This is a genomic window from Nonomuraea sediminis, assembly GCF_018531495.1.
GTDB lineage: Bacteria > Actinomycetota > Actinomycetes > Streptosporangiales > Streptosporangiaceae > Nonomuraea > Nonomuraea sediminis.
Map to the genome: position 1 here is coordinate 400,107 of NZ_JAHDTI010000002.1, position 26,685 is coordinate 426,791.

Below are 26,685 nucleotides of genomic sequence, written 5' to 3' on the forward strand. Positions count from 1 at the left end.
GGGCACGGCTGCCTCCCTTACGCACTTCCAGGTGCCTACTTACCAGTGGAGAGTAGCCCATCTTACGGTTACCCGCATGACGAACATGCGTGCGCTCATCGGTGGTTCCGGATCTCCCCGCCTGGTCGAGGCGCCAGTGCCGGAGGCGGGACCGCGGCAGGTGCGGATCAAGGTAGGGGCGGCCGGGGTCAACCCGTTCGACCTGGCGGTGGCGGCGGGCAAGCTGGCCGAGTACGGCCTGGCCCGTCCGCTGGACTCCTACGGGCTCGGCTTCGACGCGGCGGGCGCCGTGGACCAGGTGGGCGAGGGGGCGCCCTTCCAGGTGGGCGAGGCGGTCATCGGTCTGGCGGCCCGGCTCGAGCTGGCGACCAAGGCGCAGGCCGAGTACGTGGTGCTGGACGCCGACGCCGTCGCGAGAGCACCCAGGAACGTGTCGGTGGAGGCTGCCTCCACGCTGCCGCTCAACTCGCTGACGGCCTGGCAGGCTCTGGACGCGACCGGGCTGCGTCCAGGACAGACCCTGCTGGTGACCGGCGCCGCGGGGGCGGTCGGCGGGTTCCTGGTGGAGCTGGGCGTGGCGCGCGGGCTGCGCGTCGTGGCCGCGGCGGGCGCCGCGGACGAGGAGCTGGTGCGCGGGCTCGGGGCGGAGTGGTTCGTGCCGCGCGAGGAGGACCTGGCGACCGGGGTCAGGCGGCTGGTCCCCGGCGGCGCGGACGCGGTCGTGGACGCCGCGATCACCCCGCAGGCCGCGCTCGAGGCGGTCAGGGACGGCGGGACGTTCATCGCCCTGTCGGTCGGCGTCGCTCCGGTGGCCCTGCGCGGCACCACGGTGAAGACCGTCTTCTTCAGGTCCGACCCGGCCCAGCTCGCCGAGATCGTCCGCTTCGTCGAGGCGGGCAGGGTCACGCCCCGCGTGGCCGCCACCTACCCGCTGGAGAAGGCCGCCGACGCCCACGCCCGCCAGGCGGCGGGAGGTCTGCGTGGCCGGCTGGTGCTCGTCCCCTGAGCACGGGTACGGCTCCCGCCCGGAAGAGGGCGGGAGCCGTACGGAAGCTCACTGAGTCGGCTTGACCAGCGGGAACAGGATCGTGTCGCGGATGTTCCTGCCGGTGAACGCCATGATCATTCGGTCGATGCCGACCCCGACCCCGCCCGTGGGCGGCATGGCGTACTCCAGTGCCTGCAGGAAGTCCTCGTCCAGCTGCATGGCCTCGACGTCGCCGCCGGCGGCCAGCAGCGACTGCTCGACCAGACGGCGGCGCTGCTCGATCGGGTCGATGAGCTCGGAGTAGGCGGTGCCGAGCTCGGTGCCGAAGCCGATCAGGTCCCACTTCTCGGTGAGCAGCGGGTTGTCGCGGTGCTGGCGCGTCAGCGGCGAGGTCTCCAGCGGGTAGTCCATGACGAACGTGGGCTGGATGAGGGTGTGCTCCACCAGCTCCTCGAACAGCTCCTGGACGAGCTTGCCCTGGCCCCACTTGGGGTCCCAGTGGATCGCCCGGTCCTCGGCGAACTTCCTGACCCGCTCGAGAGGCGTCTCCGTGGTCACCTCCTCGCCGAGGGCCTCGGAGACGGCGCCGTACAGCGTGATCCGCGGCCACTTCTCCAGCCCCAGGTCCACCTCGGTGTCCTCGTGCCGCACGATCGAGTTGCCCAGCGCGGCCACGACCGCCTTCTGGTACATCCGCTGGGTCAGGTCGGCCATGTCGTTGTAGTCGAGGTAGGTGCCGTACGCCTCGAGCATGGTGAACTCGGGGTTGTGCGTGGAGTCGGCGCCCTCGTTGCGGAAGTTGCGGTTGATCTCGAAGACCTTCTCGATCCCGCCCACCACGAGCCGCTTGAGGTACAGCTCGATGGCGATCCGCAGGTACAGCTCCATGTCGTAGGCGTTGATGTGCGTCTTGAACGGACGCGCCGCCGCGCCGCCGTGGATGGGCTGCAGCATCGGCGTCTCGACCTCGAGGTAGCCCTCCTCGTGCCAGAAGTCGCGCACCGCGCGCACCGTGGAGCTGCGCAGCCTGGCCATCGTGCGGGCCTCGTCGTTGACGATCAGGTCGACGTAGCGCTGGCGGACCCGGGCCTCCGGGTCGGTGAGCCCCACGTGCTTCTCCGGCAGCGGCCGCAGGCACTTGGAGGTGATCTGCCAGTCGTCGGCCAGGATGGACAGCTCGCCGCGGCGCGAGGTGATCACCTCGCCCTCGATGCCCACGTGGTCGCCCAGGTCGACGTCGCGCTTCCAGGCGGCCAGCGACTCCTCGCCCACCTTGTCCAGCGAGATCATGACCTGCAGGTCGCCGGTGCCGTCGCGGAGCGTGGCGAAGCAGAGTTTGCCGCCGACCCGGTTGAGCATGACGCGGCCGGCCACGCCGACCCTGTCGCCGGTGGCCGTGTCAGGCGCGAGCTCCTGGTATTTCTCCCTGATCTCGGCGTTGGTCGCCGTGCGGGGAAAATTCACCGGATAGGGGTCGACGCCCTCGCTGCGGAGGCGGTCGAGCTTCTCCCTCCGGACGCGCAGTTGCTCGGGAAGTTCTTCGCTCACGACAACAAAGGGTATTGGATTTGGCCAACTGCAAGGGCTCGTCGGTCCTCTGCAGGAACGTTGCAAGACCCCCGTTTTACAAATTTCTCACGAGCTCCGGGGGGGATCGGCAGGGAGCCGGCCCGTAGGGGGAGCTCAAGGAGAGATCATGTTCAAGAAGATCGCGACAGGTTTCCTCGCCGTCGCCGCCACCAGCGCACTGGCCCTGTCGCTTCCTTCCGCGGCCTTCGCCAGCCCCGCCTCGCACACCGACGACGACTACTCCGACTACTGGGGCCCCGACTACGCCAAGTACCACCTGGCCAAGGCTCAGGGCTACGTCAGCGTCAACTACGACGACGACGAGTCGAACTCCGCTTACGTGAGCGGCCGCCTGTGGGACCTGGACAACCGTACCTACGACGAGGGCGGCAAGTGCGCGTACGTGAAGTTCATGGCCGAGGACTTCGACTACGACTGGTCGACCGTCTACACCAAGAAGTACTGCGGCTACCCCGGCTACAAGAAGTTCTCCTTCTCGACCGACGACGTCTACACCCTGCGCGTCAAGGTCTGCCAGGTCACGCCCAACGGCGCCTACGTCAGCAAGTGCGGCCCGTGGGACGAGATCTACTCCGCCGAGTAGCAGCATCCCGACCGACGCGAGCGGCCCCCTTACCCGAGCGGGGGGCCGCTTGTTCTATGTCGCGTTCCTGTTGTAGATGAGCCGCAGGCCGATCAGCGTCAGCCACGGCTCGTGCACGTCGATCGAGCGCGACTCGCCCACCACCAGGCCCGCGTGCCCGCCGGTGGCCACCACGGTCACGTCGTCAGGGTCGTCGGCCAGCTCCGCCACCATCCGCTCGACGATGCCGTCCACCTGGCCGGCGAAGCCGTAGATGATGCCCGCCTGGAGCGCCTCCACGGTGTTCTTGGCGATGACCGAGCGCGGCCTGACCAGCTCCACCTTGTGCAGTTGGGCGCCGGCCGCGGCCAGGGCGTCGACGGAGATCTCGATGCCCGGCGCGGTGACCGCTCCGACGTACTCCCCCTTGGCCGACACGGCGTCGAAGGACGTGGCCGTGCCGAAGTCGACGATCACGCACGGCCCGCCGTACTGGTCGATGGCGGCCAGCGCGTTGACGATGCGGTCGGCGCCGACCTCCTTGGGGTTGTCCATCCTGACCGGGACGCCGGTCCTGATGCCCGGCTCGACGATCACCGCGGTCACGTCGCCGTAGTAGCGGCGGCACATCTCGCGCATCTCGTTCAGCACGGACGGGACGGTCGAGCAGATCGAGATCCCGGAGATGTCCGCGTTCTTCAGCAGGGGCGACTGCCCCAGCAGGCCCTGCAGCACGACCGCGATCTCGTCGGCGGTACGGCGGGCGTCGGTGGCCAGCCGCCAGTGCTCGATGACCTCATCACCCTCGAACAGGCCCAGCACCGTGTGCGTGTTGCCGACATCGATCGTGAGCAGCATTCCTGGTTACCCCCGAAGGTCCAACGCGATGTCCAGTGCCGGAGCGGAGTGCGTGAGCGCTCCAACGGCAAGGTAGTCCACGCCAGTTTCCGCCACATCGCGGGCCGATTCCAAGGTCAATCCGCCGCTAGCTTCCAGACGAGACCGATTTTTCGTGATCTGGACGGCCAGCCGGAGGTCCTCCACGGCGAAGTTGTCCAGCAGAACCTCCTCCGCGCCCTCGGCGAGCACCGCCTCGAGCTGGTCGATCCGGTCCACCTCCACCTCGATCGGCAGCTCCGGATACCGACTTCTCACCGCGCGGAAAGCCTCGGCCACGCCTCCGGCCGCCACCACGTGGTTGTCCTTGATCAGCGCGGCGTCCGACAGCGACATGCGGTGGTTGACCCCGCCGCCGCAGCGCACCGCGTACTTCTCCAGCTGCCGCAGCCCGGGCAGCGTCTTGCGGCTGTCGCGGATCCTGGCCCTGGTCCCGCTGACCGCCTCGACCCACCTGCTGGTCAGCGTCGCTATCCCGGACAGGTGCGTGAGCAGGTTCAGCGCCGTGCGCTCGGCGGTCAGCAGCGCGCGCGTCGGCCCCTCCACGCTCAGCAGCACGTCCCCCTTGCTCACCCGCTCGCCGTCCTTGACGCGCCTTTCCGTACGGCTCGCGCCGAGCCGGAGCAGCACGGCCTCGGCCACCGCGAGGCCCGCCACGACGCCGTCGGCCCTGGCGACCACGTCTCCCAGGGCCTGCTGGTCCTCCGGGATCGTGGCCAGGCTCGTCACGTCGCCCGCCTCCTGCAAGTCCTCTGCAAGCGCCCGGTCGATCAGGTCCTCGACCACCACGGGATCGAGTCCGGCGCCGGCCAGCTCCTGGGCCAGGCGGGGCGGCATCGCCTCGCCGTGCGGGGTGAACGTCATCCGGAGTCCCTCCTCGGTCAGGGTCACGTCCAGGTGCCCCAGCCACTCGTCGTCGTTCCTGTCGGGGAAGTCCTGGCGCCAGTGCGAGCCCCTGGTCTCCAGGCGGGCCCTGGCCGTGCCGACCAGGACGGTGGCGACCGTGAGCAGGTTGGCCGCCTCCCACGACTCGGTGCACGGGGCCACCTGGACCGGGGTCCAGCGGGCGTCGAGCAGGGCCTTGGCGGTGGCGGTCAGTGACTCGCGGCTGCGCAGGACGCCGGCTCCCCTGCTCATGTGGGCCTGGATACGAACCCTGATCCTGGGGTCGGCCAGGCCTTCCTCCAGGTTGACGGTAACCGGGTCCGCGGCGGCGCGCCGTACCACGTGGATGTCCTCGGCGATGCGCTCGGCGAAGACCAGGCCCTCGAGCAGCGAGTTGGAGGCCAGGCGGTTGGCGCCGTGCACGCCGGTGCAGGCGACCTCGCCGCAGGCGTACAGGCCCTCGATCGTGGTGCGGCCGCGCAGGTCGGTCTTGACGCCGCCGGAGGCGTAGTGCGCGGCCGGCGCGACGGGGATCGGCTGGGTGACCGGGTCGATGCCGTGTTCGCGGCAGAAGGCGTAGATCGTGGGGAAGCGGGTGCGCCACTTGTCCTCGCCGAAGTGGCGGCCGTCGAGGTAGACGGGGCCCTGCTCCAGGCGGCGCGTGATCTCCTTGGCGACCACGTCGCGCGGCGCCAGGTCGGCCAGCTCGTGCGCGTCCCGCATGAAGCGCTCGCCCTCGTGGTCGATCAGGAAGGCGCCCTCTCCCCTGACCGCCTCGGAGATCAGCGGCTGCTGCCCGGTGGAGTCCTGCCCGAGCCAGAGCACCGTCGGGTGGAACTGGACGAACTCCAGGTCCCTGACCACCGCGCCCGCCCTGAGCGCGAGCGCCACGCCGTCGCCGGTCGACACGACCGGGTTGGTGGTGGCGGAGTACACCTGGCCCATGCCGCCGGTGGCCAGCACGACCGCTCCGGCGTGCACCGCGCCGACGCCGTCGCTGGCGCCCTCGCCCATCACGTGCAGCGTGATGCCCGCCGTCCGACCCTGGGCGTCCTTGAGCAGGTCGAGCACCAGCGCGTGCTCGATCACCTCGATCCCCTTGGCCTTGATGCTCTGGACCAGTGCCCGCTGCACCTCGGCGCCGGTCGCGTCGCCACCGGCGTGCACGATGCGGTTGCGCCGGTGACCGCCCTCCCTGGTCAGCTGCAGCTCGCCGTCCGGCGTGCGGTCGAACCGCGCGCCGCGGGCCATCAGCCTCCGCAGCGCTCCCGGCCCCTCGGTCACCAACGTCCGTACGGCACGCGTGTCGCACAGCCCGACCCCGGCGATCAACGTGTCGTTGAGGTGCTCCTCGGGAGTGTCCTCCGGGTCGAGCACGGCGGCGATCCCGCCCTGCGCCCAGCGGGTGGAGCCGGACGACAGCACATCCTTGGTGACGACCAGCACTCTGGCCGCGGGGTCGAGCTCGGTGTAGCGCAGGGCCACGGTCAGGCCTGCCACGCCGGATCCCACGACGACCACGTCTGCCTGGCGGATCCAGCCGGGTTCCGGCGCCGTCAGCCGCAGGGGAATCGCCGGTGCGCTCATGGGGGTCTCCTCACTGAGGCGATTTCGTCACTATGACGATAACGCCTCCCGCACACCGGGATTCCCCGGGGGTCACCGTTCCCGGTCGATGGACCTGAGCATCTCCTCGTACTCGGCGAACGGACCCAGGCCCGCCTCGGCGCGGCGCTCGTCGAGCCTGCCTGGGTCCTCGATGGGCCACGGGCGGAAGTCGTCGCCCTGGCCCTCGAATTGCGTGCCGTACAGTTGCGGCCTGCCCGCGTTCACCCGGACCCGATCCTCGAGGTAGGCGAAGTTGCCCCGGGAGGCCTCGCCCCGCGCGACCGCGTGCTCGAGCGCGCGGTGGAAGTCGCGCTGGAGCCGCGGCGAGGCGTCGGCGTGCTGGGCCAGGAGCCAGGCGGCCTGCGCCCCGTCCTCACCCACCTGCGAGGTCAGCGGCCAGCCTCGGCGTTCGACGACCTCGGCCAGCCATTCGGTGTTGTCCCTGTCGATGTCCAGCCAGCGCTCGAACTCGGCGTCGGTCATCGGGCCCAGTTGCTTGCGGACCTCCTGATCGAGCTCCATCCGTCGCAGCAGCTCGTCCCGTAACTCCGCATCCGTCATGTCCCGACATTACCCATCGGGATGTTGTCAATAAGGCGAGTTGTCCCTACCTTCGCGGCCACCGCGAGGATGGCGGGACCGGCGTAGGAGTCGGGGACCTCCTCGAACGTGCCCGGTTCCACCAGCGCCAGGTAGTCCAGCTCGATCGGGGCCTGCTTGAGTACGGCGAGCGCGGCCGCCCGGATCGCGGCCGGGCCCTTCTCGGCCGCGCCCGCCCGCAGCGCGCTGGACAGCGCCAGGGCCGCCTGGCGTTCCTGCGGGGACAGGTAGCGGTTGCGGCTGGACAGGGCCAGCCCATCGGGCTCGCGCACCGTGGCGCCCGCGACGATCTCGACCGGCACGTCCAGGTCCGCCACCATCCGCCGGATCAGGGCGAGTTGCTGGGCGTCCTTCTGGCCGAAGTAGGCCACGTCCGGCTGGACCAGGTTGAACAGCTTGAGGACCACCGTGAGCATGCCGTCGAAGTGGCCCGGGCGGATCACGCCCTCGACGATCGCGCCCATCCGGCCGGCGGAGACGCCGACCTGGCGGGCCGGGTCGTACATCTCCTCGACGGAGGGGGCGAAGACCACGTCCACGCCCTCTTCGCGGCACACGTCCAGGTCCGCGTCGAACGTCCTTGGGTAGCGGGAGAAGTCCTCGTTCGGGCCGAACTGGAGCGGGTTGACGAAGATGCTGACGACCACCTGGGCCGCCGCGGCGCGGGCCGAGCGAATCAGGGAGCGGTGGCCCTCGTGCAGCGCGCCCATCGTCGGCACCAGGGCCAGGCGGCCTTCGCCGCGGGCTTTGACGAGATCGGCACGGTTGCGGGCGACGATCAGTTCCATGTGAGACCTCCAAGGGTCCGGACTTAGGGAGTTCCGGCCCGATCAGGTCCATATGTTTCCCGACACCACCCCCAGCAACCAATCACCCCCAACCCATGTGTTCCCCAAGCCCACCCCACACGCCCCACCCAGAGCCGCCACCAAGCCCGACCTACGCCCAGACGTCGCGCCCGAGGGCGTCGAGCGCGCCCCACGTCCGGGTGATCGCGTCGGGGCGGCCTACGTCCAGACGCCGCGCCCGGGGGTGTCGAGCGCGGAACGCGTCCGGGTGGTCGTGTCGGGGTGGTCTAGGTCCAGATGTTGCCGCCGAGGGCGTCGAGGAGGCGTTCGGCTTCCTCTGGCTTCAGGAGGCCGGCGGCCAGGGCGCGGTCGGCGGTCAGGCGGGCGAGGGCCACGTAGGCGTCGGCGGCCTCCGGGGCGGCCAGGATGAGGGCGTCGACGTGCTTGCGTACCGTGCCCGCGTCGCCGCGCACCACCGGGCCCGTCAGGCCGCCGATGCCCAGGCGGAGGACGTTGTCCAGCGCCGCGCCCAGCAGCGGGCCCAGCATCCTGCCCGGGTGCTCGACCCCGATGCGCTGCAGCAGGTCCTCCGACTCGGCGATCAGCGTGACCATGTGGTTGGCCGCGTTGGCCAGCGCCGCGTGGTAGAGCGCGCGGTCGTCGTCGGCGATCCAGACCGGCTCGCCGCCCATCTCCACCACCAGCGCCTCGGCGATCGGGCGCAGCGGCTCCGGCGAGGTCACGCCGAACGAGATCCCGGTGATCCTGTTCAGGTCGTCCTCGCGGCCCGTGAACGTCATCACCGGATGCAGGGCCAGCGGCAGCGCGCCCTCCCGGACAGCCGGGTCGAGCACGGCCAGGCCGTACGCGCCGCTGCAGTGCGCGAGCAGCTTGCCGCGCAGATCCGAGCCCGTCGCCACCAGACCGGCCACCAGGTCGGGCAGCGTGTCGTCGGGGACGGTCAGCAGGATCAGCTCCGCCGCTGCCACCACCTCGTCCGGCCTGGACGGCTGGACGCCCAGCCGTTCGACGGCCCACCTCTGCGACCTGTCGGACACGCCGCTCGCGGCGACCACGCGGTGTCCTGCCTGGGCGAGCGCCGCGCCCAGTACTGAGCCCACTTTCCCGGCTCCCAGCACGCCGACGGCCAGCCGTGCCGGGCGATCACCTGCGTCCATGACGTCCCACCCCTGTCGACCGTATGGCACTGCCGACCAGCGTAACGGCCCCCCACCCCCACACCCCGCCACCGCACCCCTCATTCCTCCCCGCGCCGCACACAACACAGCACGACCAGCACCGGAAAGCAGCGCGAGCAGCACGGACCAACCCGGGCAACACCGGGACCCGGCGCAGCACGGAGGCAGCGCGAGCAGCACGGGAACCCAGCGCGGGGAAGCGCGGGGATGCGGCGCGGGCGACGCGGGGGCAGCGCAGGAGCCGTGGCATGTCCTGGTCGACCCGGAAGGTAATGAGTTCTGCCTGCTCAGGGCCCGCCTCGCAGCACTCTGAAAGCCCTCGTCGGCAAGGGCGTGTGGGGCGTCAGGAGGGTGGGAGGGGGATCTCCCGAGGGCGGTTGAGGGTTTTGCCGGGGGTTGGGGTAGGAGCAAAACGGACGAGGGCATACAAATGGTGCACCCCCTGTCGGAAGAGATGAAGAGAGGGGATTCATCGAATAGAGGCGGGCGCCGAGCGACCATAGGTACCCGACGCCCGCACTGAACGATGTGCGACCCCTGACATGAGGTGCACTTGGCCGGCCATCCGCCGACTGACCGGCCATGATATGGAGCTCGGATCGGTCACGTCTGACCGATCCGAGCTTCGTCTTGCTAGCGGTGAACGATGGCGGTGGCGCCACCCTTGCAACCGGCGATGGCCATACCCAGGATCGCCACGGCGTTGCCGCAGACGTCGATCGGGATGGTGATGGGCGCGAACACCTGGTTGCCGGAGAGCACACCGCCCTGACCGCTGGTCGTGTCGGCGTAGGCAGGCGCCGCCAGGGAGAGCATGGCTAGGGATCCGGCCACGACGACAGCCTTCTTGAACACGTAGGGGCTCCTCTCGACTTGCGGACGACCGAACCGGGAGAGATCGTCCGGCGACTCTGCGTAACGTTAGCGCAAAGCGGCGACATTGCGTAGTCAAACCATCACCGAGCGTACCGCCTGTCGGTCATGAGATAGTCCAGGCATGTGGCTGAGCTGGCGTGTCGCCGTGGAGCGCGCCCTTTATGGCGAAGGCGGCTTCTACCTGCGCGAACGCCCCTCAGGCCACTTCCGCACCTCTGTCAGCGCCTCGGCCGCCTTCGCCGAGGCCGTGCTCGCCCTGCTGCTCGAGGTCGACGCCGAGCTGGGCTCGCCGGAGAAGCTGGACCTGGTCGACATCGGCGCGGGCGAGGGCGTCCTGGTCGGCCACGTGCTCGCCGCGGCGCCGCCGTACCTGCGCGAACGGCTGAGCATCACGGCGGTGGACCTGTCCCCCAGGCCCGACGGGCTGCCGGAGGCGATCGTGTGGAGCGCCACGATCCCGTCCGGCATCCAGGGGCTGGCCATCGCGAACGAGTGGCTCGACAACATCCCCGTCGACATCGCCGAGCTGACCCCCGACGGGCCCAGGCTCGTGCTGGTCGACACCGAGACCGGCGAGGAGCGGCTTGGCGACCTGGTGAGCGAGCCCGACCGGCGGTGGCTGGAGCAGTGGTGGCCGCTGCGCAGGATGGGCGCGCGGGCCGAGATCGGGTGCTCGCGCGACGCGGCCTGGGCGGCGGTCCTGGTACGGCTGGCGCGGGGCCGAGCCGTGGCCATCGACTATGCACACCCTGTGGATAACCGGCCGCCCTGCGGGACGCTCACGGGATACCGCGACGGCGCCGTCGTGGCGCCCATCCCCGACGGTACCTGCGACATCACCGCTCATGTGGCACTCGACGCGTGCGCCGAGGCGGGCGAGCGGGCGGGCGCGATATCCACAACCTTGTCCACACAGCGCGAGATGCTGAAGGCGCTGGGCATCGCCGGCAGGCGTCCCTCCATCGAGCTGGCGACCAGCGATCCGCGCGGCTACCTGAGGGCGCTGGCGCGCGCCACGGAGGAGGCCGAGCTCATCGATCCGTCAGGGCTCGGCGGCTTCGGCTGGCTGACCCAGCGACGCTAGGTGTGGGGCTTTACCGGATAGCGGAAAAGGACCGTTCCAGGCTGCAATGGGAGACATGAAGACCCGTCTCCTCCCGGGCCCATGCGATCAGCTCACGGAATGGTCCACCCAGACCGGCGTGCGGCTGGAGATCTGGGCGCTGCCCGAAGCCGACCTCCCCCTCTCCGTCGGCGACGCGCTGCGCGAGCTGCTCAGCGAGATCCTCGACCGCACCGCACGTGCCGCCCACGTGCGGACGCTCTCGGTCGCGATCACCGCGAGCGCCAGGTCGGTCCGGGTGACCGTGAGCCACGACGGATCCGGCGTCGCGCCGGGCCGGGAGGAGGCCAGCGGGCCGTGGGGCAGGATGCGTTCCAACACCGTGGTCGGCGCGGGAACCACCTACAGCGCCGAGATCACACGGTGACCTCGAGCGCCTCCAGGCCGCGGATGATGTATCCCGGCTTCCATTCGGGCTCGCGGACCAGCTCCAGCTTGGGCGCCTTGGCGAGCAGCGCGCCGTACGACTCCGTCAGCTCGATCCTGGCCAGCGGCGCGCCCAGGCAGAAGTGGATGCCCGCGCCGAAGGAGATGTGCGGGTTGTCCACCCGGCCGAGGTCGAGCCTGTCGGGGTCGGCAAAGGCGTCCGGGTCGTGGTTGGCCGAGCCGAACAGCAGCGCCACCTCGGATCCGCGCGGGATCCGGACGCCGTCGACCTCGATGTCCTCCAGCACCCAGCGCTCGAACAGCTGCAGCGGCGTGTCGAAGCGCATCAGCTCCTCGATGGCCGTGGGCAGCAGGGAGTGGTCGGCGCGCAGCCTGGCCAGCTCGGCGGGGTTCCTGAACAGCGCCCACCAGCCGTTGCCTGTGACGTTCACGGTGGCCTCGTGGCCGGCGTTGAGCAGCAGGATGCAGGTGCCGGCCAGCTCGTCCTCGGTGAGCTCGTCGATCTGGGCGAGCGCCGTGACCAGGTTGTCGCCGGTGGAGGTCCTGGCCAGGTCCTTGAGGTAGTCCATGAACTCGGTCGCCGCGCGGGCGGCCGTGTGCTGGGCCTCGAGCGAGGGGTTGAGCTCGTACATCCCGCAGATGTCGGCCGACCAGGGCCGCAGCAGGTGCCGGTCGGACTCGGGCACGCCCAGCATCTCGGCGATGACCGTGACCGGCAGCGGCTCGGCGACCTCGGCAATGAGGTCGCCGCCGCCCTTCTCGACGAAGGCGTCGACCAGCCCGGCCACGATCGTCTGGACCCGGGGGCGCATGGACTCGACCATGCGCGGGGTGAACGCCCTGGACACCAGGCGGCGCAGCCTGGTGTGCTCGGGCGGCTCGACCTCCAGCATGCCCGCCCTGCTCATCCGCCAGAACGGCTCGAGGAAGTCGGGCTCGGGCTGCCTGCCGAACTCCTCGTGGGTGGCCACGTGCAGGTAGTCGCGGCCCAGCCGCCTGTCCCTGAGCAGCGCGTTGACGTCGGCGTGGCGGGGGATCAGCCACTGGTTGCTGGGTTCGAAGTAGTGGACGGCCTTCTCACGCCTCAGCTCGGCGAGGGCGTCATAGGGCCATGCCACGAAATCCGGATTCCACGGATCAAAGCTCACGAATGCATCTTAGGTTCGGCTCTGTTGTGCCTGCTCCGCATCCGGATGTTCAGCAGCTCCACGACCAGTGAGAACGCCATCGCGAAGTAGATGTAGCCCTTGGACACGTGCTGCCCCAGCCCTTCGGCGATGAGCACGACCCCGATCAGCACCAGGAAGGCCAGTGCCAGCATCTTGATGCTCGGGTGCCGGTCCACGAAGCGGGCGATCGGCCCGGAGGCGAACAGCATCACCAGCACCGCCACGATCACCGCAGCGACCATCACGCCGAGCTGGTCGACCATGCCGACGGCGGTGATCACCGAGTCGAGCGAGAAGACGACGTCGAGCACCATGATCTGCAGGATCACCGAGGTGAACGAGGTGACCGCGCGGGTCTTGCCGTCCTGCTCCTTCAGCTCCATGCTGTGGCCGATCTCGGTGACGCTCTTGGCCAGCAGGAACAGGCCACCGAGCAGCAGGATCAGATCCCGCCCCGAGATCTCGTGCCCGAACACCTCGAACAGCGGCGCTGTGAGTTTCACCACCCACGCGAGCGCCAGCAGCAGGAGCAGCCGGCTGATGAGCGCCGCGCCGAGGCCCATGATGCGGGCCTTGTCGCGCTGCGATTCCGGGAGTTTCCCCGCCAGGATGGAGATGAAGATGATGTTGTCTATGCCCAGCACGATCTCCAGGGCGACCAGGGTGAAAAACCCGATCCAGATCTGAGGGTCGGCCACCCAGTCCAGCATCTGCACACCTCCACGCACGGTTTCCCGGTTCCAACGAGCCAACCGGCGCAGAAGTTCGCGGGCTTGCGATTGGTGGCCAAGTGTCGGTTATAGTTCCCCTCGTAGGTCATGAGTGCCAGCGACAAGCCCCGGCTAGCTGGCCGGCAACCCTCGCGTCCGCGGCGGGGTGCCCCGGGTGAAGACCTGGTCCGCCACAACGGGTGGCGGGCAAGCGCGGGCTCCGTGGGTGCTTCCTGGGGTCCGATGACCCGAGGGGAAGTGCTGTGTCCACGCTGACGATCTTCAACTCCGTGCCCGTCCAGGCCGCCGCCGAGGCGCCCGCCAGGCAGGCCCGCTCGATCCCCGCCGTGCTCGGCGCCGACCTGGAGGTCCCGGTCAAGGGCGGCAAGCTGGTCTCCTACGCCAACCTCGACTACGCCGCCAGCGCGCCCTGTCTGGTGCCGGTCAGCGAGGCCGTCACCGCCGCGCTCCCGGCCTACTCCAGCGTGCACCGCGGCGCGGGCTACGCCTCCCAGCTCACCACCGCCCGCTACGAGCAGGCCCGCCACACCGTGCGGGCCTTCGTCGGCGCCCGCCCCGACGACGCGGTCATCTTCACCCGCAACACCACCGACGCCACGAACCTGCTGGCCGGCTGCCTCCCCCAGGGCACCACCGTGGTCGTCTTCGACACCGAGCACCACGCCTCACTGCTGCCCTGGCCGCAGGCCGTACGGCTGGCGCCGCCCGCGTTCCCCGGCGAGGCGGTCCGCGCTGCCGACGAGGCCCTGGCCGCGATCGACGGCCCCAAGCTGCTCGTGGTGACCGCCGCCTCCAACGTCACCGGCGAGCTGTGGCCCATCGCGGCGCTCGCCCACATCGCCCACCGGCACGGCGCCCGCATCCTCGTCGACGCCGCCCAGCTCGTGCCGCACCGCAGGCTCAACCTGACCGCGCTCGACCTGGACTACGTCGCCTTCTCCGGCCACAAGCTCTACGCCCCCTTCGGCGCCGGGGTCCTGGTGGGCCGCCGCGACTGGCTCTCGGACGGCGAGCCGTACCTCAAGGGCGGCGGCGCGGTGAAGTCGGTCGACGAGACGACCGAGTGGCACGAGGACGCCGAGCCGCGGCACGAGGCAGGCACGCCGAACGTGCTGGGCGCGATCGCGCTGGCCGCCGCGTGCGACGCGCTGACCGCCACCGGCTGGACGGAGCTGGTGCGCGAGGAGGAGCGCCTGATCTCCCGGCTGCGCGCCGGGCTGGCCGCCATCCCCGGCGTGCGCGAGCTGTCGCTGTGGGGACCCGACCACCCCCGCGTGGGCATCGTGTCGTTCACGGTCGAGGGCTACTCGGCGCGCGAGGTGGCCGAGGCCCTGTCGGGCGAGTACGGCATCGGCGTGCGCGACGGCAAGTTCTGCGCGCACCCGTTCGTCCGCCACCTGCTCGGCACCGCCGACGGCGGCTGCGAGGACGGTACGGCTTCCGCCGTGCGCGCCTCCATCGGCATCGGCACCACGCAGGAGCACGTGGACCGCCTCGTCGAGGCAGTCCACGACCTCGCCTGCCGCTAGGTGTTCTCCGGCTTGTTCTTGTCGGAGACCAGGGCGTCGATGTTCCGCATCTCCTCGTCGCTCGAGCGCGGGCCGCTCGGCTGCTTGGGCACGTCGGCCTGCTGTGTGGTGTCCCCTGCCTGCTGGGGCACCTCGTGCTTCCCGGGCGCCTCGGCAGCGGGCTTCTCGGAAGTGGGCGCCTCCGCTGCGGGTGTCTCCGGCCGGGGCATCTCAGCCGTGGGCGCCTCGGCTGTGGGGGCCTCCGCTCTGGGGGCCTCCGCTGTGGGCGCTTCGGCTGTGGGCGTCCCCGTAGGCGTGGGAGCCTCGGTGGTGGGCGCCGCGGGTGCGGGTGCCTCGGACGTGGGCGGGGTCGCGGCTGGAGCGTGGGCGGCCATCTCGCGCTCGGCCTCCTTGGCGGCGCCACGCCGCTTGTAGGAGGTGTTGATGATGCCGTCGATGCCGAACCGACCGCCTCCCAGCGCCATGAACAGCAGCATGCTCGCCCCGAACGACGCGACCAGTTCCCAGCCGTTGTTGGTGACGAAGATGCCGTGCGGGGCGTGGACGAAGACGATCGCGCCGATCCACACGACCAGGAGGGCCAGCGCGGCCAGCCGTACCAGCAGACCGACGATCAGCAGGAAGCCCCCGACGATCTCCGCAAGCATGGTGTATGTGGCGGCGAGCTGGGGCAAGGGCATTCCGGTCGTGGCGAACAGCCGACCGAGGGGCGTGAACCCGATCTGCCAGTGCACCAGGCCGTGAGCCAGAAAGATCACGCCGAGCGTCACCCTCGCGATCAGTGCTGCGATGTCAAATGGAATCCGCTTCATGGTGTTTTCTCCCCCCGTTCCTCCTATTTCTCCCCTGTCCGATTCATGGGATGCGCCTGCATACCGTTCCTTGACCATCACCCGAGCTGGATCAACGCCTAGCGCGGTGGCAGCATGGGCCGTATGACGGAACGCGTGGTCGGGATAGGCGCCGGCGCCAAGGAGCTGGCCACCGAGGACATGATCCTCAACATCGGCCCGCAGCACCCGTCCACCCACGGCGTGCTGAGGCTCAGGCTCACCCTCGACGGCGAACGGATCGCCACGGCCGAGCCGATCATCGGCTACATGCACAGGGGCGCGGAGAAGCTGTTCGAGGTCCGCGACTACCGCCAGGTCATCATGCTGGCCAACCGGCACGACTGGCTGGCGGGCTTCGCCAACGAGCTCGGCGTGGTGCTGGCCGCCGAGCGCCTGCTGGGCATGGAGGTGCCCGTCAGGGCCGTATGGGCGCGCACGCTGCTTGCCGAGCTCAACCGGGTGCTCAGCCACCTGATGTTCCTCGGCAGCTACCCGCTCGAGCTGGGCGCGATCACCCCCGTCTTCTACGCCTTCGACGAGCGCGAACGCATCCAGGCCGTCATGGAGGAGATCTCCGGCGGCCGCATGCACTTCATGTTCAACCGCGTCGGCGGGCTGAAGGAGGACCTGCCCTACGGCTGGCTCGACCGCGTCACCGAGGCGGTCGCCGTGACCCGCCGCAAGGTCCCCGACATCGAGAACCTCATACTCAACAACGAGATCTTCCTGGCCCGCACCAGGGGCGTCGGCGTCCTCGACCAGGAGAAGATCCTGCAATACGGCGTGAGCGGCCCGGTCGCCCGCGCCTCCGGGATCGACTTCGACCTGCGCCGCGACCAGCCGTACCTGGCCTACCCCGAGCTGCCCGTGAAGGTCGTCACCCGCAGCGCCGGCGACTGCCACTCCCGCTTCGAGGTGCTGTTCGACCAGCTGAAGGTCTCCCTCGACCTGGCCGACGCCTGCGTGGACAAGCTCCGCTCGCTGCCGCCGGGGCCGATCAACCAGCGCCTGCCCAAGGTGCTCAAGGTGCCGGAGGGCCACACCTACGCCTGGACGGAGAACCCGCTCGGCATCAACGGCTACTACCTGGTCTCCAAGGGCGACAAGACGCCGTGGCGGCTCAAGCTGCGCTCGGCCTCCTACAGCAACATCCAGGTGCTGCGCGAGGTGCTGCCAGGACATCTGGTCGCCGACATGATCGCCATCCTCGGCTCGATGTTCTTCGTCGTGGGTGACATCGACAAGTGAGAGACAAGTACGTCGACTGGTTGCGCGCCATCAGCCTGATCGTGGTGGTGGTGTGGCACTGGGCGTTCACGATCCTGCAGTGGACCCCGTCGGGCCCCGAGCCGACCAGCCCGCTGGGCTTCACCTCGGGCCTGTGGATCCTGACCTGGCTGCTGCAGGTGCTGCCGCTGTTCTTCTACGTGGGCGGGCACGTCCACCTGCTGTCCTGGGAACGCGCGCAGGCCCGCGGCCAGGGGCTCGGGGCGTTCGTCTGGCGGCGGATCAGGGCGCTGTCCATCCCTGCCCTGGGCCTTTCCGCGGTGTGGGTGGCCATCGGCGCGATCGTGACCGCCGTGTTCCACGTGGACTGGATGTGGCGGGTGGTGCTGCTGGTGCTCAGCCCGCTGTGGTTCCTCGGCGTCTACCTGGTGCTGATCGCGCTGCTGCCGGTGTCGCTGTGGATGCACCGGCGCTTCGACGTGCTCGCCCTGATCTGGCTGGGCGGCGCCGCGCTGGTGGTCGACGTGCTCCGCTTCCGCTACGGCGTGGAGTGGGCGGGCTGGCTGAACATGATCATCGTGTGGGGGCTGGCGCACCAGGCCGGGTTCTTCTACGACCGGATCGTGATCCTGCCCCGCCGCTACGACGTGGGCATCCTGTGGACGGGCCTGTTCGCGCTGTTCGGGCTGGTCTACTCGGGCATCTATCCGGGCTCGATGGTCGGGGTGCCCGGCGACAAGTGGTCCAACATGGCGCCGCCCACGTTCGTCATCGTGGCCCTGCTCATCTTCCAGATCGGCCTGGTCGAGGTGCTGCGCCCGTCCATGGAACGGGTCCTGGAGCGCCCCGGCTGGAAACGCGTCAACGAGACCATCAACCGTTACGCCCTGCCGCTGTTCCTCTTCCACACCACCGGCATGGCCATCGCCCTGGGCCTGGGTTGGTGGCTCCTCGGCAGCCTCGGCGCGAAGGTCCCCCCGGACCTCAGCTGGTGGCTCGAACGCCCCATCGCCATCCTCGCCCCCCTGATCTGCACTCTCCCCGTCATCTACCTGTACGGCAGGCGCCGCAAGAACGTGGAGAACGTCCAGCCCAAGCGCTGAAACCGCTCAGTCGGTGCCTCGGGCTTTGAGGTCGTCGGGGGTTTTGGGGATTTTGCAGGCGTGTTCGAGGTAGAGGGCGGCGGCGATGAGGATGACGAAGGCGAGGAAGGAGCCCGCCGCGATGAAGAACTCGCCGCGGGGGACCTCATGGGTGAAGAGCTGGACGTCGAAGATGGCGAAACCGGCGAAGATCCCGGCGAAGACGGCGCCCGCGTACGCCGAGGCCTTGGCCAGGGCCGCCAGGCGGGCCACCGCGAGCGGCTCGACGGGCTTGGTGCCGGGCTTGCGGGCGATGCGCGCCTTGGTCATCCACGCGCTGTAGAACTCGCCCACGGCGAGCAGCAGCACGGTCGGGATCGCGGTCCACGGCAGCACCGGCAGCTCGGAGTAGAACTGCTTGACCACGATCCAGGTCAGCAGCGCGACGACGATGACGAGACCGACCAGGACCCCGGGTTTGGTAGGCCTCAATCCGGCACCTGCAGAGTCAGGTCGGGGCGCAGCCGTACGCCGCTCTGGTCGAGACCCGCCAGCAGGGCGGATGCCGAACCGTGGCCGGGCACCTCCGCGTCGGGATCCACCTGAGCCCACGGCACCAGCACGAAGGCGCGCTCGTGCACGCGCGGATGCGGCAGCGTCAGCACCGGGTCGTCGCACACGGTGTCGCCCATCACGATCAGGTCGACGTCGAGCGTGCGCGGACCCCAGCGCTCCTCGCGGACCCGCCCGAAGGCGTTCTCCACGCTCTGCGCGCGTTCGAGCAGCATGCTCGGCTGCAGCTTGGTCTCGGCGATCACGACGGCGTTCAGATACGGCTTCTGCCCCTCGGGACCGCCCACAGGGTCGGTCTCGTAGACGGGTGAGACCGCCACGAACTCCAGCCCGGGCGCGTCGAACAACGCGTCCACGGCCCCCTGCAGGGTGTCGAAACGGCGCCCCAGGTTGCTGCCCAGCGCGATGACGGCCTTCATGCGCGGCTCCGCTCGATTGTCACGATCACGTCGTCGAACGGCAGCGGGATGGGCGCCGCCGGTTTGTGCACGCTGATCTCCACTCTCGAGACGAGCTCGTGGGCCAGGCAGACGTCGGCCAGGCGCTGGGCGAGCGTCTCGATCAGGTCGACCGGCTCCCCCTCCACCACCTTGACCAGGTCCTGGGCCAGCTCGCCGTAATGCACGGTCTTGGCGAGGTCGTCGCCCGCGGCGGCGGGCGCGGTGTCGACGAACAGCGTCGCGTCCACCACGAACTCCTGGCCGAGCTCGCGCTCCGCGGCGAGGACGCCGTGGCGCCCACGGGCCCGCAGGCCCTTCAGGGTGATGCGATCAAGCCTCAAGCTCGCCTTCCTCCTCCTCGCCCTCCTCATCCTGCAAGACCGGTGAGCCGTGATGCATCCACAGCCGCCAGCCGTTGCCGGTGCGGACGTAGACGTTGCTGGCCACCACCTTGCCGGCGGCGAAGCTGGCATCGCCCTCCTCGCCGGCCGTCAGGATGTTCTCCACGCAGGTCAGCACCGCCACGTCACCCAGGACGGTGGTGTTGACGTCGGTGAGAACGAACTGGATGTAGGTCGTGTTCGCCATGATCAGCGCCCACGACCTGAGCACCTCCGAGCGGCCCGTCAGCAGGGCCCACCCGGGATGCACGCAACTGACCTGGCCGTCGACCCCGTCATCGGCCCAGACCTCGGTCATCCTGTCGAGATCGGCTTCCTCGATCGCCGTGTAGAAGGACTGGTTGACCGTCTCGATCGCGGCCGTGTCGACGCTCATGCGTTAGCCCTCTTCCATGCGGCGGCCACGCGAACCGCGTCGGCGTTCGGCTTGACCGCGTGCACCCGCACGCACCAGGCCCCCGCCTGCGCGGCCAGGGCGGTCACGGCCACGGTGGCGTCGTCACGCTCGACCGCGGGGCGCGGCGAGCCGTCTTCTTCGGGCAGCAGCGTGCCCAGGAACCGCTTGCGCGAGGCTCCGATCATCAGGGGATAGCCCAGCGCCAGCAGCTTGTCCATGCCCGCGAGCAGCGCCCAGTCGTGGCGGTGCGCGGGCTGCTTGGCGAAGCCGAGCCCGGGGTCGAGCACGATCTGCCCTTCGGTCACGCCCGCGGCCAGCAGCGACTCCACCCGCCTGGACAGCTCCTCGCGGACCTCGCTGACCACGTCGGTGTAGACCGCCAGGGAGTCCATCGAGTCACTGTGGCCCCGCCAGTGCATCACCACGTACGGCACGCCCGTCGCGGCCACCAGGTCGGCCATGCCGGGGTCGGCCAGGCCGCCGCTGACGTCGTTCACCAGCTGCGCGCCCGCCTCGACCGCGGCCCTGGCGACCTCGGCGCGCATCGTGTCGACGGAGACCGTCACACCCTCGGCGCTCAGCCCTCTGATCACCGGGACGACGCGGCGCAGCTCCTCCTCCAGCGAGACCCTGGTCGCGCCGGGACGGGTCGACTCGCCGCCTACGTCGACCAGGTCGGCGCCTTCCGCGACCAGATCGAGGCCATGCCGGATCGCCGTTGCCTCGTCGGTCCAGAGCCCTCCGTCGGAGAAGGAGTCCGGCGTCACATTGACCACACCCATGACGAGGCACCGGTCCACATTCGGTCCCGGCACACCCATGCGCTCAAGCCTAGGCGGTGTCATGTAGCCGCTCATCCGCTGGCCCCCCACTTGCGATAACAAACCCATACAGAACAGGAGCAAACCCGTACAGAACAGGTCGATCTTGTACGGCAAGGCCGCCGCCACCGGCCGCCCCGCCGTCGTGCGCTGAGGGCCCGCGCCCGGCGCTTCCGGCGAGTCGATGCCACTTCCCCGCCGCCACGGCGCCCGGAATGCACGTCCCACGGCCCTCGGCTCCCTCAGGGCTGTCCAGGCCCGGGTCCCGGGGGTTATCCAGGCGCCGGGGTGGCGGGATGTGGGTCGGCGGAAGTCGGCGCCCTGTACGGCGGAGAACCCCGGCCATGGGACCGGGGTTCCGCGCGTCGTAACGGCGCGAAACCCCGCGTCACCGGAGAAGCGTCTCCCTGGACAGAGGCCGGCCGAAGTGCGGCAATTGGCGCAGGGGCGGCTCGCCGTACCAGAACACCCCAAAAGAGCGCGGCGGCCCGCCGTAAAACAGAAGGCTGGAAAGATCTATCGGCCGAGGATCAGCGCCATCGCCTCGGCGCGGGTCTTGTCGCTGTGGCGGAAGTCGCCGCGGACCGCCGAGGTGACGGTCTTGGCGCCAGGCTTGCGGACCCCGCGCATCGTCATGCACAGGTGCTCACACTCGATCACCACGATCACCCCGCGCGGCTCGAGCACGCGCATCAGGGCGTCGGCGATCTGCGACGTCATGCGCTCCTGCACCTGCGGCCTGCGGGCGTAGACGTCCACCAGGCGGGCCAGCTTGGACAGGCCCGTGACCTGGCCCTTGTCGTTGGGGATGTAGCCGACGTGGGCCATGCCGTGGAACGGGACGAGGTGGTGCTCGCACGTCGAGTAGACCTCGATGTCGCGCACCAGCACCATCTCGTCGTGGTCGACGTCGAAGACCTTGGTCAGGACGTCTTCGGGGGTCTGACCGAGGCCGGAGAACTGCTCGGCGTAGGCGCGTGCCACGCGAGAAGGGGTGTCGAGCAGGCCGTCGCGGTCGGGATCCTCGCCGATGGCGTAGAGGATCTCGCGGACGGCCTTCTCGATCCGGCCAAGGTCAAAGTCGTGCTGTTTCACGCACCGTCTCCGGACGGGAGGGCGTCCTGGCGCCCCGCGGTCAGCGCGCCGTTGGCGGACTGCTCCTTGGGGGTCAGGATGGGCGGACGGTCGGAGGGGAGGCGCTTGCCGTAACCCGCGTAGGACGGGCGGTGCTCCTTGACGACCACCGGCGAGAAGATGTCGAGCACCTGCTCGCGGGAGAGCGTCTCCTTGTCCATGAGGTGGAGCACCAGGTTGTCGAGCACGTCGCGGTATTCGACCAGGATGTCCCACGCCTGGTCGTGCGCCGTCTCGATCATCCGGCGGACTTCCTCGTCGATCGTGGAGGCGATCTTCTCGGAGTAGTCACGCTCGTGACCCATCTCGCGGCCCAGGAACACTTCCGCCGTCCCGCTGCCGAACTTGCGGGCGCCGAGCTGCTCGCTCATGCCGTACTCGACGACCATGCGGCGGGCGACAGACGTGGCCTTCTCGATGTCGTTGGAGGCGCCGGTGGTGGGCTCGTGGAAGACGAGCTCCTCCGCCGCGCGGCCACCGAGCAGCATCGCGAGCTGGTCCATCATCTCCGACCTGGTGGCCAGGAACTTGTCCTCCATCGGCAGCGTCATGGTGTAACCCAGGGCGCGGCCGCGGGAGAGGATCGTGATCTTGTGCACGGGGTCGCTGTTGGGCAGCGCGTGCGCCACGAGCGCGTGACCGCCCTCGTGGTAGGCGATCATCTTCTTCTCCTTGTCGGACATGACCCGCGACTTGCGCTCGGGTCCTGCCATGACGCGGTCGATCGACTCCTCGAGGAGGTCCATCGAGATCAGCTTCTGGTCGTTGCGCGCGGTGAGCAGCGCCGCCTCGTTGATCACGTTGGCCAGGTCGGCACCCGTGAACCCGGGGGTACGGCGGGCGATGACGTCCAGGTCGACCTCGGGCGCGAACGGCTTGCCCCGACCGTGGACGCGCAGGATGCCCTTGCGGCCCTCGAGGTCGGGCCGGTCGACGGTGACCTGGCGGTCGAATCGGCCGGGACGCAGCAGCGCCGGGTCGAGGATGTCGGGCCGGTTCGTCGCGGCGATGAGGATCACGCCGCCCTTGACGTCGAAGCCGTCCATCTCGACGAGCAGCTGGTTCAGCGTCTGCTCGCGCTCGTCGTGACCGCCGCCCAGGCCGGCGCCGCGGTGGCGGCCGACGGCGTCGATCTCGTCGATGAAGATGATCGCGGGGGCGTTCGCCTTGGCCTGCTCGAACAGGTCGCGCACTCGTGAGGCGCCGACACCGACGAACATCTCGACGAAGTCGGAACCGGAGATCGAGTAGAAGGGCACGCCCGCCTCACCCGCGACCGCGCGGGCGAGCAGGGTCTTGCCGGTGCCGGGCGGGCCGTACAGCAGGACGCCCTTGGGGATCTTGGCGCCGATGGCCTGGAACTTGGCCGGGGCCTGCAGGAACTCCTTGATCTCCTGGAGCTCCTCGATGGCCTCGTCCGCGCCGGCGACGTCGGCGAACGTGGTCTTGGGGGTGTCCTTGGTGATCAGCTTCGCCTTGGACTTGCCGAAGTTCATCACCCGGCTGCCGCCGCCCTGCATCTGGTTCATGATGAACAGGAAGATCAGCACGATGATGACGATCGGCAGGAAGCTCACCAGGATGCTGACCAGGAAGTTCTCCTGCGGCACCTCGGTGGTGAAGCTCTTGGTCTTGTCCGCCTGGACCTGACTCTGCAGCTCGTCGGTGAGCTTGGCGCCGTAACCAGCGACCCAGTCGGACTGGATCAGCTTGGTCGGGGTGTCGCCTGGCTTGACCGAAATCGGGTTCTTCAGCGTCAGCTCGATGCGTTGATCCTTGTCAACGATCTTCGCGTTGGTGAAGTTACCCGTCTGAATCTGGGCGAGGACCGTGGACGTGTCGGCCTGCTTGAAGTTGCCCCCGCCGCTCCACAATTGGGTGACGAGCAGGAGCAGCACGACGATGCCCAGGATCCACAGCAGTGGCCCACGTGTAAATCGCTTGAGATCCATCCGATGCGGAACCCCTTGCGGGCCCGTCCCTTCCTGACCAAGGCCTGGAACCCCGGGAAGCCCCGGGGCCGCGGCATCCGGCGCCGCGAGTTACTGACTACCCGAAGGGGGACGCGCGGTCACCCTTCCAGTTGTCAGAAGGTACACCGGCATAGGGCTACACCGGCTCTTGCCCTACCAACGTACGTCAGGTTGCGCGATGTTCCCGTCCCCTTATTTGTAAACGTGTGGAGCCAGGGTGCCGATGAAGGGGAGATTGCGGTAACGCTCGGCGTAGTCGAGGCCGTAACCGATGACGAACTCGTTCGGGATGTCGAATCCCACGTACTTCACATCGATGGGCACCTTCACCGCGTCCGGCTTACGCAATGCGGCGCAGATCTCCAGCGAGGCGGGGTCGCGCGACTTGAGGTTCTCCAACAGCCAGTGCAGCGTCAGCCCCGAGTCGATGATGTCCTCGACGATCAGCACGTGGCGGCCCATGATGTCGGTGTCGAGGTCCTTCAGCACCCGCACCACGCCCGAGGACTTGGTGCCCGCGCCGTAGGACGACACGGCCATCCAGTCCATCTGGACGCCCAGGTGCAGGTACTTGGCCAGGTCGGCCATCACCATGACCGCGCCCTTCAACACACCCACCAGCAGCAGGTCCTTGCCCGCATAGTCCTGGTCGATCCGGGCGGCCAGTTCCTTGATCTTGGCCTGGAGCTCGTCCTCGGGAATGAGGACCTTCTCCAGGTCCTGGCCCATGTCGGCTGCGTCCACCTGTGGTTCCTTACGCGATGGGACGGATGGCGAGTATCAGGGTGCCATATCGCCGCTGGGCGGCCAGCCCCCCGGGCAGGTCAACGGCCTTCTGCCCGTGCCAGTGGGTGACCAGCCGCTCCAGGGCCTGCACGTGCGTGGCGGAAAGGGCTCCAGAGGGCGCTCCCGCGTCGATGGCCGCCCGCCGCAGCACCCTCTTCCTGACGGCCGCTGGAAGCTTCTCCAGCTCCGGTACGGCAAGCGTCACCGTTCCGGCGATATCGCTAAGAGCGCAATTCTGGTACGCCGAATCGGCCCATTCGGCCAGCGCGTCGGCGTCCTCCCTGGCGAGTTTCGCGGTCCTGGCCAGAGCCTCGGCGACTCCGGGTCCGAGTTCCGACTCCAGCACGGGCAGGATCGTGCGCCGCACCCGCACCCGGGTGAAGCGCGGATCCTCGTTGTGCGGGTCGTTCCAGGGTTTCAGGTCGAGCGCCTCGCAAGCGGCCTCGGTGGTTTTACGGGAAATTTCCAGAAATGGCCGCCGATAGAGCCCCTCGGCCGCCTCCGGACCCCCATGGCTCGCCATCCCGGACAGTGACCGGAGCCCGCTTCCCCGCGCCAGCCCCAGCAGGACGGTCTCGGCCTGATCGTTCATCGTGTGCGCGAGCAGGACCGCCTGGGCGCCGAGCCGGGCCGCCGCCTCGCCCAGGGCCGCATATCTGGCGTCCCTGGCCGCCGCCTCGGGGCCGCCCTGGCCGCCCACGTCCACGGTGAGCACCTCGACGGGGTCCAGTCCCAGCCGCTCCCCCAGGGCCGCGACCTCGGCGGCCCGCTCGGCGGATCCCGCCTGCAGCTGGTGGTCGACGGTCAGCAGCCCGCCGCGCAGCCCGGCCCTGGGCGCGACGAAGGCCAGCGCGGCCGCCAGGGCGAGCGAGTCGGCGCCGCCGCTGCACGCGGCCAGCACCAGCGAGCCTTCCGGCAGGTCGGCGAGCGCCTCCCGGACGGCTCTGCGGACGTCGGCGACGGCTGGACGTGGTCCCACGGGACCCATTGTCCCGGGGTTCAGCCCTCCAGGGCAGGCGTGCCGACCACGCGCCTGATCCAGGCGTCGGGGTCGGCGATCTCGGAGGTGGTGGGCAGCGTCTCGGGCGAGGTCCAGACCTTGTTGAAGCCGTCCATGCCGGACTTGCCGACCACGTGGCGGACGAACGCCGCCCCCTCGGCGTACTGCTTCATCTTGATCTCGATGCCGAGCAGGCGCCTGACGGTCTTGTCCAGGCGGGAGCCGCCCTCGCGGCGCTGGGCGAACTTGGCGCGGATGTCGGCGACCGTGGGCACCACGGACGGGCCGACGGCGTCCATCACGTAGTCGCCGTGGCCCTCGACCAGGGTCATCACGGCGGTGAGGCGGTCGAGGATCTCCTTCTGACCGGGCGACTGGATGGCGTCGATGAGGTTGCCCTCGCCGCCGCGGACCACGTCGGCCACGGTGTCGGCGGCGCTGCGCAGGCGCTCGAGCAGCGTGGGCAGGTCGAGGTCGGAGGCGAGCAGGAACTCGGTCATCTGCGAGCGGACGTACTCGCGCAGCCACGGGACGCCGGTGAACTGGACCCGGTGGGTCTCCTCGTGCAGGCACACCCACAGGCGGAAGTCGCGGGAGTCGACGTTGAGCTCGCGCTCGGCGTTGACGATGTTGGGCGCGACCAGCGTCAGGCGGCCGATCGGCTCGCGGCCTGACGGGTCGGGCGGCAGGAACAGCTCGTACTGCCCGAGCACGCGGGAGGCCAGGAACGCCAGCACCGCGCCGACCTCGACGCCGGTGATGCGGGAGCCGACGGCGGTGACGATGGCGGGCGGGGGGTTGTCCTGCGCGACGCGCTGGGTGAGCGGCTCGAGGACGACGCGGAACCCCTCCACGTTGGCCTTGATCCAGCCGGGGCGGTCCACGATCGTCGCCGGTTGCGGCGGCGTCTCAGTATGGATCTTGGTGAACTCCCGGACGTGGCCCTCGGCCTCGCGGGAGAGAGCGCGGAGCTCGGTGACGGCCTGCCTGGCCTCCTCCCGGCTCACCTGAGGGCCGGAGCGCACCAGGCGCGTACCGGTCGTGACGGCCAGATCCCAGTCGATCACCTGCATGCCATCCACCGTA

27 protein-coding genes, 1 pseudogene and 1 riboswitch are annotated in these 26,685 nt (G+C 69.6%); of the genes and pseudogenes, 8 read left to right on the top strand and 20 right to left on the bottom strand.

Annotated features, from left to right (window positions below):
- The first annotated feature begins 76 nt into the window (after nucleotides 1–76).
- Complete coding sequence (locus tag KIK09_RS10045; RefSeq protein ID WP_250572880.1) at nucleotides 77–1,006, top strand: NADP-dependent oxidoreductase; 930 nt, start codon at nucleotides 77–79, stop codon at nucleotides 1,004–1,006.
- A 48-nt stretch (nucleotides 1,007–1,054) separates the two neighbouring features.
- On the opposite strand, the gene lysX is transcribed toward KIK09_RS10045, so the two are convergent.
- The gene (gene lysX / locus KIK09_RS10050; RefSeq protein WP_214318458.1) at nucleotides 1,055–2,536 is read right to left on the bottom strand and encodes a bifunctional lysylphosphatidylglycerol synthetase/lysine--tRNA ligase LysX; all 1,482 of its coding nucleotides are present in this window, start codon (nucleotides 2,534–2,536) and stop codon (nucleotides 1,055–1,057) included.
- 148 nt (nucleotides 2,537–2,684) lie between these two features.
- Here lysX and KIK09_RS10055 point away from each other — a divergent pair, with 148 nt between their 5' ends.
- Entirely contained in the window at nucleotides 2,685–3,161 is a 477-nt protein-coding gene (locus KIK09_RS10055) for a hypothetical protein (RefSeq protein WP_214318459.1), read from the top strand.
- A 54-nt stretch (nucleotides 3,162–3,215) separates the two neighbouring features.
- On the opposite strand, the gene KIK09_RS10060 is transcribed toward KIK09_RS10055, so the two are convergent.
- The 5 genes from KIK09_RS10060 to KIK09_RS10080 all read right to left on the bottom strand — a co-directional run bounded on the left by KIK09_RS10060 (nucleotide 3,216) and on the right by KIK09_RS10080 (nucleotide 9,096).
- Nucleotides 3,216–3,998: a type III pantothenate kinase gene (locus KIK09_RS10060; RefSeq protein WP_214318460.1), complete on the bottom strand. Its 783-nt coding sequence runs from the start codon at nucleotides 3,996–3,998 to the stop codon at nucleotides 3,216–3,218.
- 6 nt (nucleotides 3,999–4,004) lie between these two features.
- Nucleotides 4,005–6,509, bottom strand: a complete 2,505-nt coding sequence (locus KIK09_RS10065) for an L-aspartate oxidase (protein ID WP_214318461.1) — start codon at nucleotides 6,507–6,509, stop codon at nucleotides 4,005–4,007.
- A 72-nt stretch (nucleotides 6,510–6,581) separates the two neighbouring features.
- Nucleotides 6,582–7,091: a DUF6624 domain-containing protein gene (locus KIK09_RS10070; RefSeq protein WP_214318462.1), complete on the bottom strand. Its 510-nt coding sequence runs from the start codon at nucleotides 7,089–7,091 to the stop codon at nucleotides 6,582–6,584.
- A complete protein-coding gene (panC, locus tag KIK09_RS10075; RefSeq protein WP_214318463.1) occupies nucleotides 7,088–7,918 on the bottom strand; it encodes a pantoate--beta-alanine ligase in 831 nt (276 codons plus the stop codon). Before panC ends, KIK09_RS10070 begins: the two co-directional genes overlap by 4 nt.
- 287 nt (nucleotides 7,919–8,205) lie before the next feature.
- Nucleotides 8,206–9,096: a Rossmann-like and DUF2520 domain-containing protein gene (locus KIK09_RS10080; RefSeq protein ID WP_214318464.1), complete on the bottom strand. Its 891-nt coding sequence runs from the start codon at nucleotides 9,094–9,096 to the stop codon at nucleotides 8,206–8,208.
- A 253-nt stretch (nucleotides 9,097–9,349) separates the two neighbouring features.
- On the opposite strand from KIK09_RS10080, the pseudogene KIK09_RS57565 reads away from it, so the two are divergent.
- Nucleotides 9,350–9,430, top strand: a pseudogene (locus tag KIK09_RS57565) (VOC family protein); the annotation flags it as partial.
- 320 nt (nucleotides 9,431–9,750) lie between these two features.
- On the opposite strand, the gene KIK09_RS10085 reads toward KIK09_RS57565, so the two are convergent.
- Entirely contained in the window at nucleotides 9,751–9,972 is a 222-nt protein-coding gene (locus KIK09_RS10085; protein WP_308164006.1) for a chaplin family protein, read from the bottom strand.
- A gap of 142 nt (nucleotides 9,973–10,114) precedes the next feature.
- On the opposite strand from KIK09_RS10085, the gene KIK09_RS10090 reads away from it, so the two are divergent.
- Together KIK09_RS10090 and KIK09_RS10095 are read left to right on the top strand one after the other, a co-directional pair.
- Nucleotides 10,115–11,077: an SAM-dependent methyltransferase gene (locus KIK09_RS10090; protein ID WP_214318465.1), complete on the top strand. Its 963-nt coding sequence runs from the start codon at nucleotides 10,115–10,117 to the stop codon at nucleotides 11,075–11,077.
- Nucleotides 11,078–11,132: 55 nt separating this feature from the next.
- Nucleotides 11,133–11,483 carry an ATP-binding protein gene (locus KIK09_RS10095; protein WP_214318466.1) on the top strand — a complete coding sequence of 117 codons (351 nt, stop codon included), beginning with the start codon at nucleotides 11,133–11,135 and terminating at the stop codon, nucleotides 11,481–11,483.
- Here KIK09_RS10095 and KIK09_RS10100 read toward each other — a convergent pair.
- Complete coding sequence (locus KIK09_RS10100) at nucleotides 11,473–12,651, bottom strand: cytochrome P450 (RefSeq protein ID WP_214318467.1); 1,179 nt, start codon at nucleotides 12,649–12,651, stop codon at nucleotides 11,473–11,475. The genes KIK09_RS10095 and KIK09_RS10100 overlap by 11 nt on opposite strands.
- Complete coding sequence (locus tag KIK09_RS10105; protein WP_214318468.1) at nucleotides 12,648–13,382, bottom strand: TerC family protein; 735 nt, start codon at nucleotides 13,380–13,382, stop codon at nucleotides 12,648–12,650. The genes KIK09_RS10100 and KIK09_RS10105 overlap by 4 nt, the downstream gene beginning before the upstream one ends.
- A gap of 104 nt (nucleotides 13,383–13,486) precedes the next feature.
- Nucleotides 13,487–13,602, top strand: a riboswitch (SAM riboswitch).
- Between the two features lie 52 nt (nucleotides 13,603–13,654).
- Here KIK09_RS10105 and KIK09_RS10110 point away from each other — a divergent pair.
- Nucleotides 13,655–14,932, top strand: coding sequence for an aminotransferase class V-fold PLP-dependent enzyme (locus tag KIK09_RS10110; RefSeq protein ID WP_250573013.1), 1,278 nt, complete (start codon nucleotides 13,655–13,657; stop codon nucleotides 14,930–14,932).
- On the opposite strand, the gene KIK09_RS10115 is transcribed toward KIK09_RS10110, so the two are convergent.
- On the bottom strand, nucleotides 14,929–15,822 hold the full coding sequence (locus KIK09_RS10115) for a DoxX family protein (protein WP_308164007.1): 894 nt from the start codon (nucleotides 15,820–15,822) through the stop codon (nucleotides 14,929–14,931). The genes KIK09_RS10110 and KIK09_RS10115 overlap by 4 nt on opposite strands.
- 45 nt (nucleotides 15,823–15,867) lie before the next feature.
- Between KIK09_RS10115 and KIK09_RS10120 the strand changes: the two genes are divergently transcribed.
- Entirely contained in the window at nucleotides 15,868–17,013 is a 1,146-nt protein-coding gene (locus KIK09_RS10120) for an NADH-quinone oxidoreductase subunit D (protein ID WP_214318471.1), read from the top strand.
- Nucleotides 17,010–18,095 carry an acyltransferase family protein gene (locus KIK09_RS10125; protein WP_214318472.1) on the top strand — a complete coding sequence of 362 codons (1,086 nt, stop codon included), beginning with the start codon at nucleotides 17,010–17,012 and terminating at the stop codon, nucleotides 18,093–18,095. Before KIK09_RS10120 ends, KIK09_RS10125 begins: the two co-directional genes overlap by 4 nt.
- Nucleotides 18,096–18,101: 6 nt before the next feature.
- Here KIK09_RS10125 and KIK09_RS10130 read toward each other — a convergent pair whose 3' ends face one another.
- The 10 genes from KIK09_RS10130 to KIK09_RS10175 form a co-directional block, all read right to left on the bottom strand.
- On the bottom strand, nucleotides 18,102–18,566 hold the full coding sequence (locus tag KIK09_RS10130; RefSeq protein ID WP_214318473.1) for a DUF3180 domain-containing protein: 465 nt from the start codon (nucleotides 18,564–18,566) through the stop codon (nucleotides 18,102–18,104).
- Nucleotides 18,563–19,066 (bottom strand): 2-amino-4-hydroxy-6-hydroxymethyldihydropteridine diphosphokinase, encoded by a 504-nt coding sequence (gene folK / locus KIK09_RS10135; RefSeq protein ID WP_214318474.1) that lies wholly within the window; start codon nucleotides 19,064–19,066, stop codon nucleotides 18,563–18,565. The genes KIK09_RS10130 and folK overlap by 4 nt, the downstream gene beginning before the upstream one ends.
- Nucleotides 19,063–19,428, bottom strand: a complete 366-nt coding sequence (gene folB / locus KIK09_RS10140; protein ID WP_372455633.1) for a dihydroneopterin aldolase — start codon at nucleotides 19,426–19,428, stop codon at nucleotides 19,063–19,065. The genes folK and folB overlap by 4 nt, the downstream gene beginning before the upstream one ends.
- Nucleotides 19,418–19,864 (bottom strand): nuclear transport factor 2 family protein, encoded by a 447-nt coding sequence (locus tag KIK09_RS10145; protein ID WP_214318476.1) that lies wholly within the window; start codon nucleotides 19,862–19,864, stop codon nucleotides 19,418–19,420. The genes folB and KIK09_RS10145 overlap by 11 nt, the downstream gene beginning before the upstream one ends.
- The gene (folP, locus tag KIK09_RS10150; RefSeq protein ID WP_214318477.1) at nucleotides 19,861–20,667 is read right to left on the bottom strand and encodes a dihydropteroate synthase; all 807 of its coding nucleotides are present in this window, start codon (nucleotides 20,665–20,667) and stop codon (nucleotides 19,861–19,863) included. The genes KIK09_RS10145 and folP overlap by 4 nt, the downstream gene beginning before the upstream one ends.
- A gap of 555 nt (nucleotides 20,668–21,222) precedes the next feature.
- A complete protein-coding gene (folE, locus tag KIK09_RS10155; protein WP_214318478.1) occupies nucleotides 21,223–21,801 on the bottom strand; it encodes a GTP cyclohydrolase I FolE in 579 nt (192 codons plus the stop codon).
- Nucleotides 21,798–23,792: an ATP-dependent zinc metalloprotease FtsH gene (gene ftsH / locus KIK09_RS10160; RefSeq protein WP_214318479.1), complete on the bottom strand. Its 1,995-nt coding sequence runs from the start codon at nucleotides 23,790–23,792 to the stop codon at nucleotides 21,798–21,800. The genes folE and ftsH overlap by 4 nt, the downstream gene beginning before the upstream one ends.
- A gap of 213 nt (nucleotides 23,793–24,005) precedes the next feature.
- Nucleotides 24,006–24,557, bottom strand: coding sequence for a hypoxanthine phosphoribosyltransferase (gene hpt / locus KIK09_RS10165; protein WP_308164008.1), 552 nt, complete (start codon nucleotides 24,555–24,557; stop codon nucleotides 24,006–24,008).
- A 10-nt stretch (nucleotides 24,558–24,567) separates the two neighbouring features.
- Entirely contained in the window at nucleotides 24,568–25,587 is a 1,020-nt protein-coding gene (tilS, locus tag KIK09_RS10170) for a tRNA lysidine(34) synthetase TilS (RefSeq protein WP_214318480.1), read from the bottom strand.
- A gap of 11 nt (nucleotides 25,588–25,598) precedes the next feature.
- Nucleotides 25,599–26,672: an Rv3626c family coenzyme F420 biosynthesis-associated protein gene (locus KIK09_RS10175; RefSeq protein WP_214318481.1), complete on the bottom strand. Its 1,074-nt coding sequence runs from the start codon at nucleotides 26,670–26,672 to the stop codon at nucleotides 25,599–25,601.
- Nucleotides 26,673–26,685: the final 13 nt, after the last annotated feature.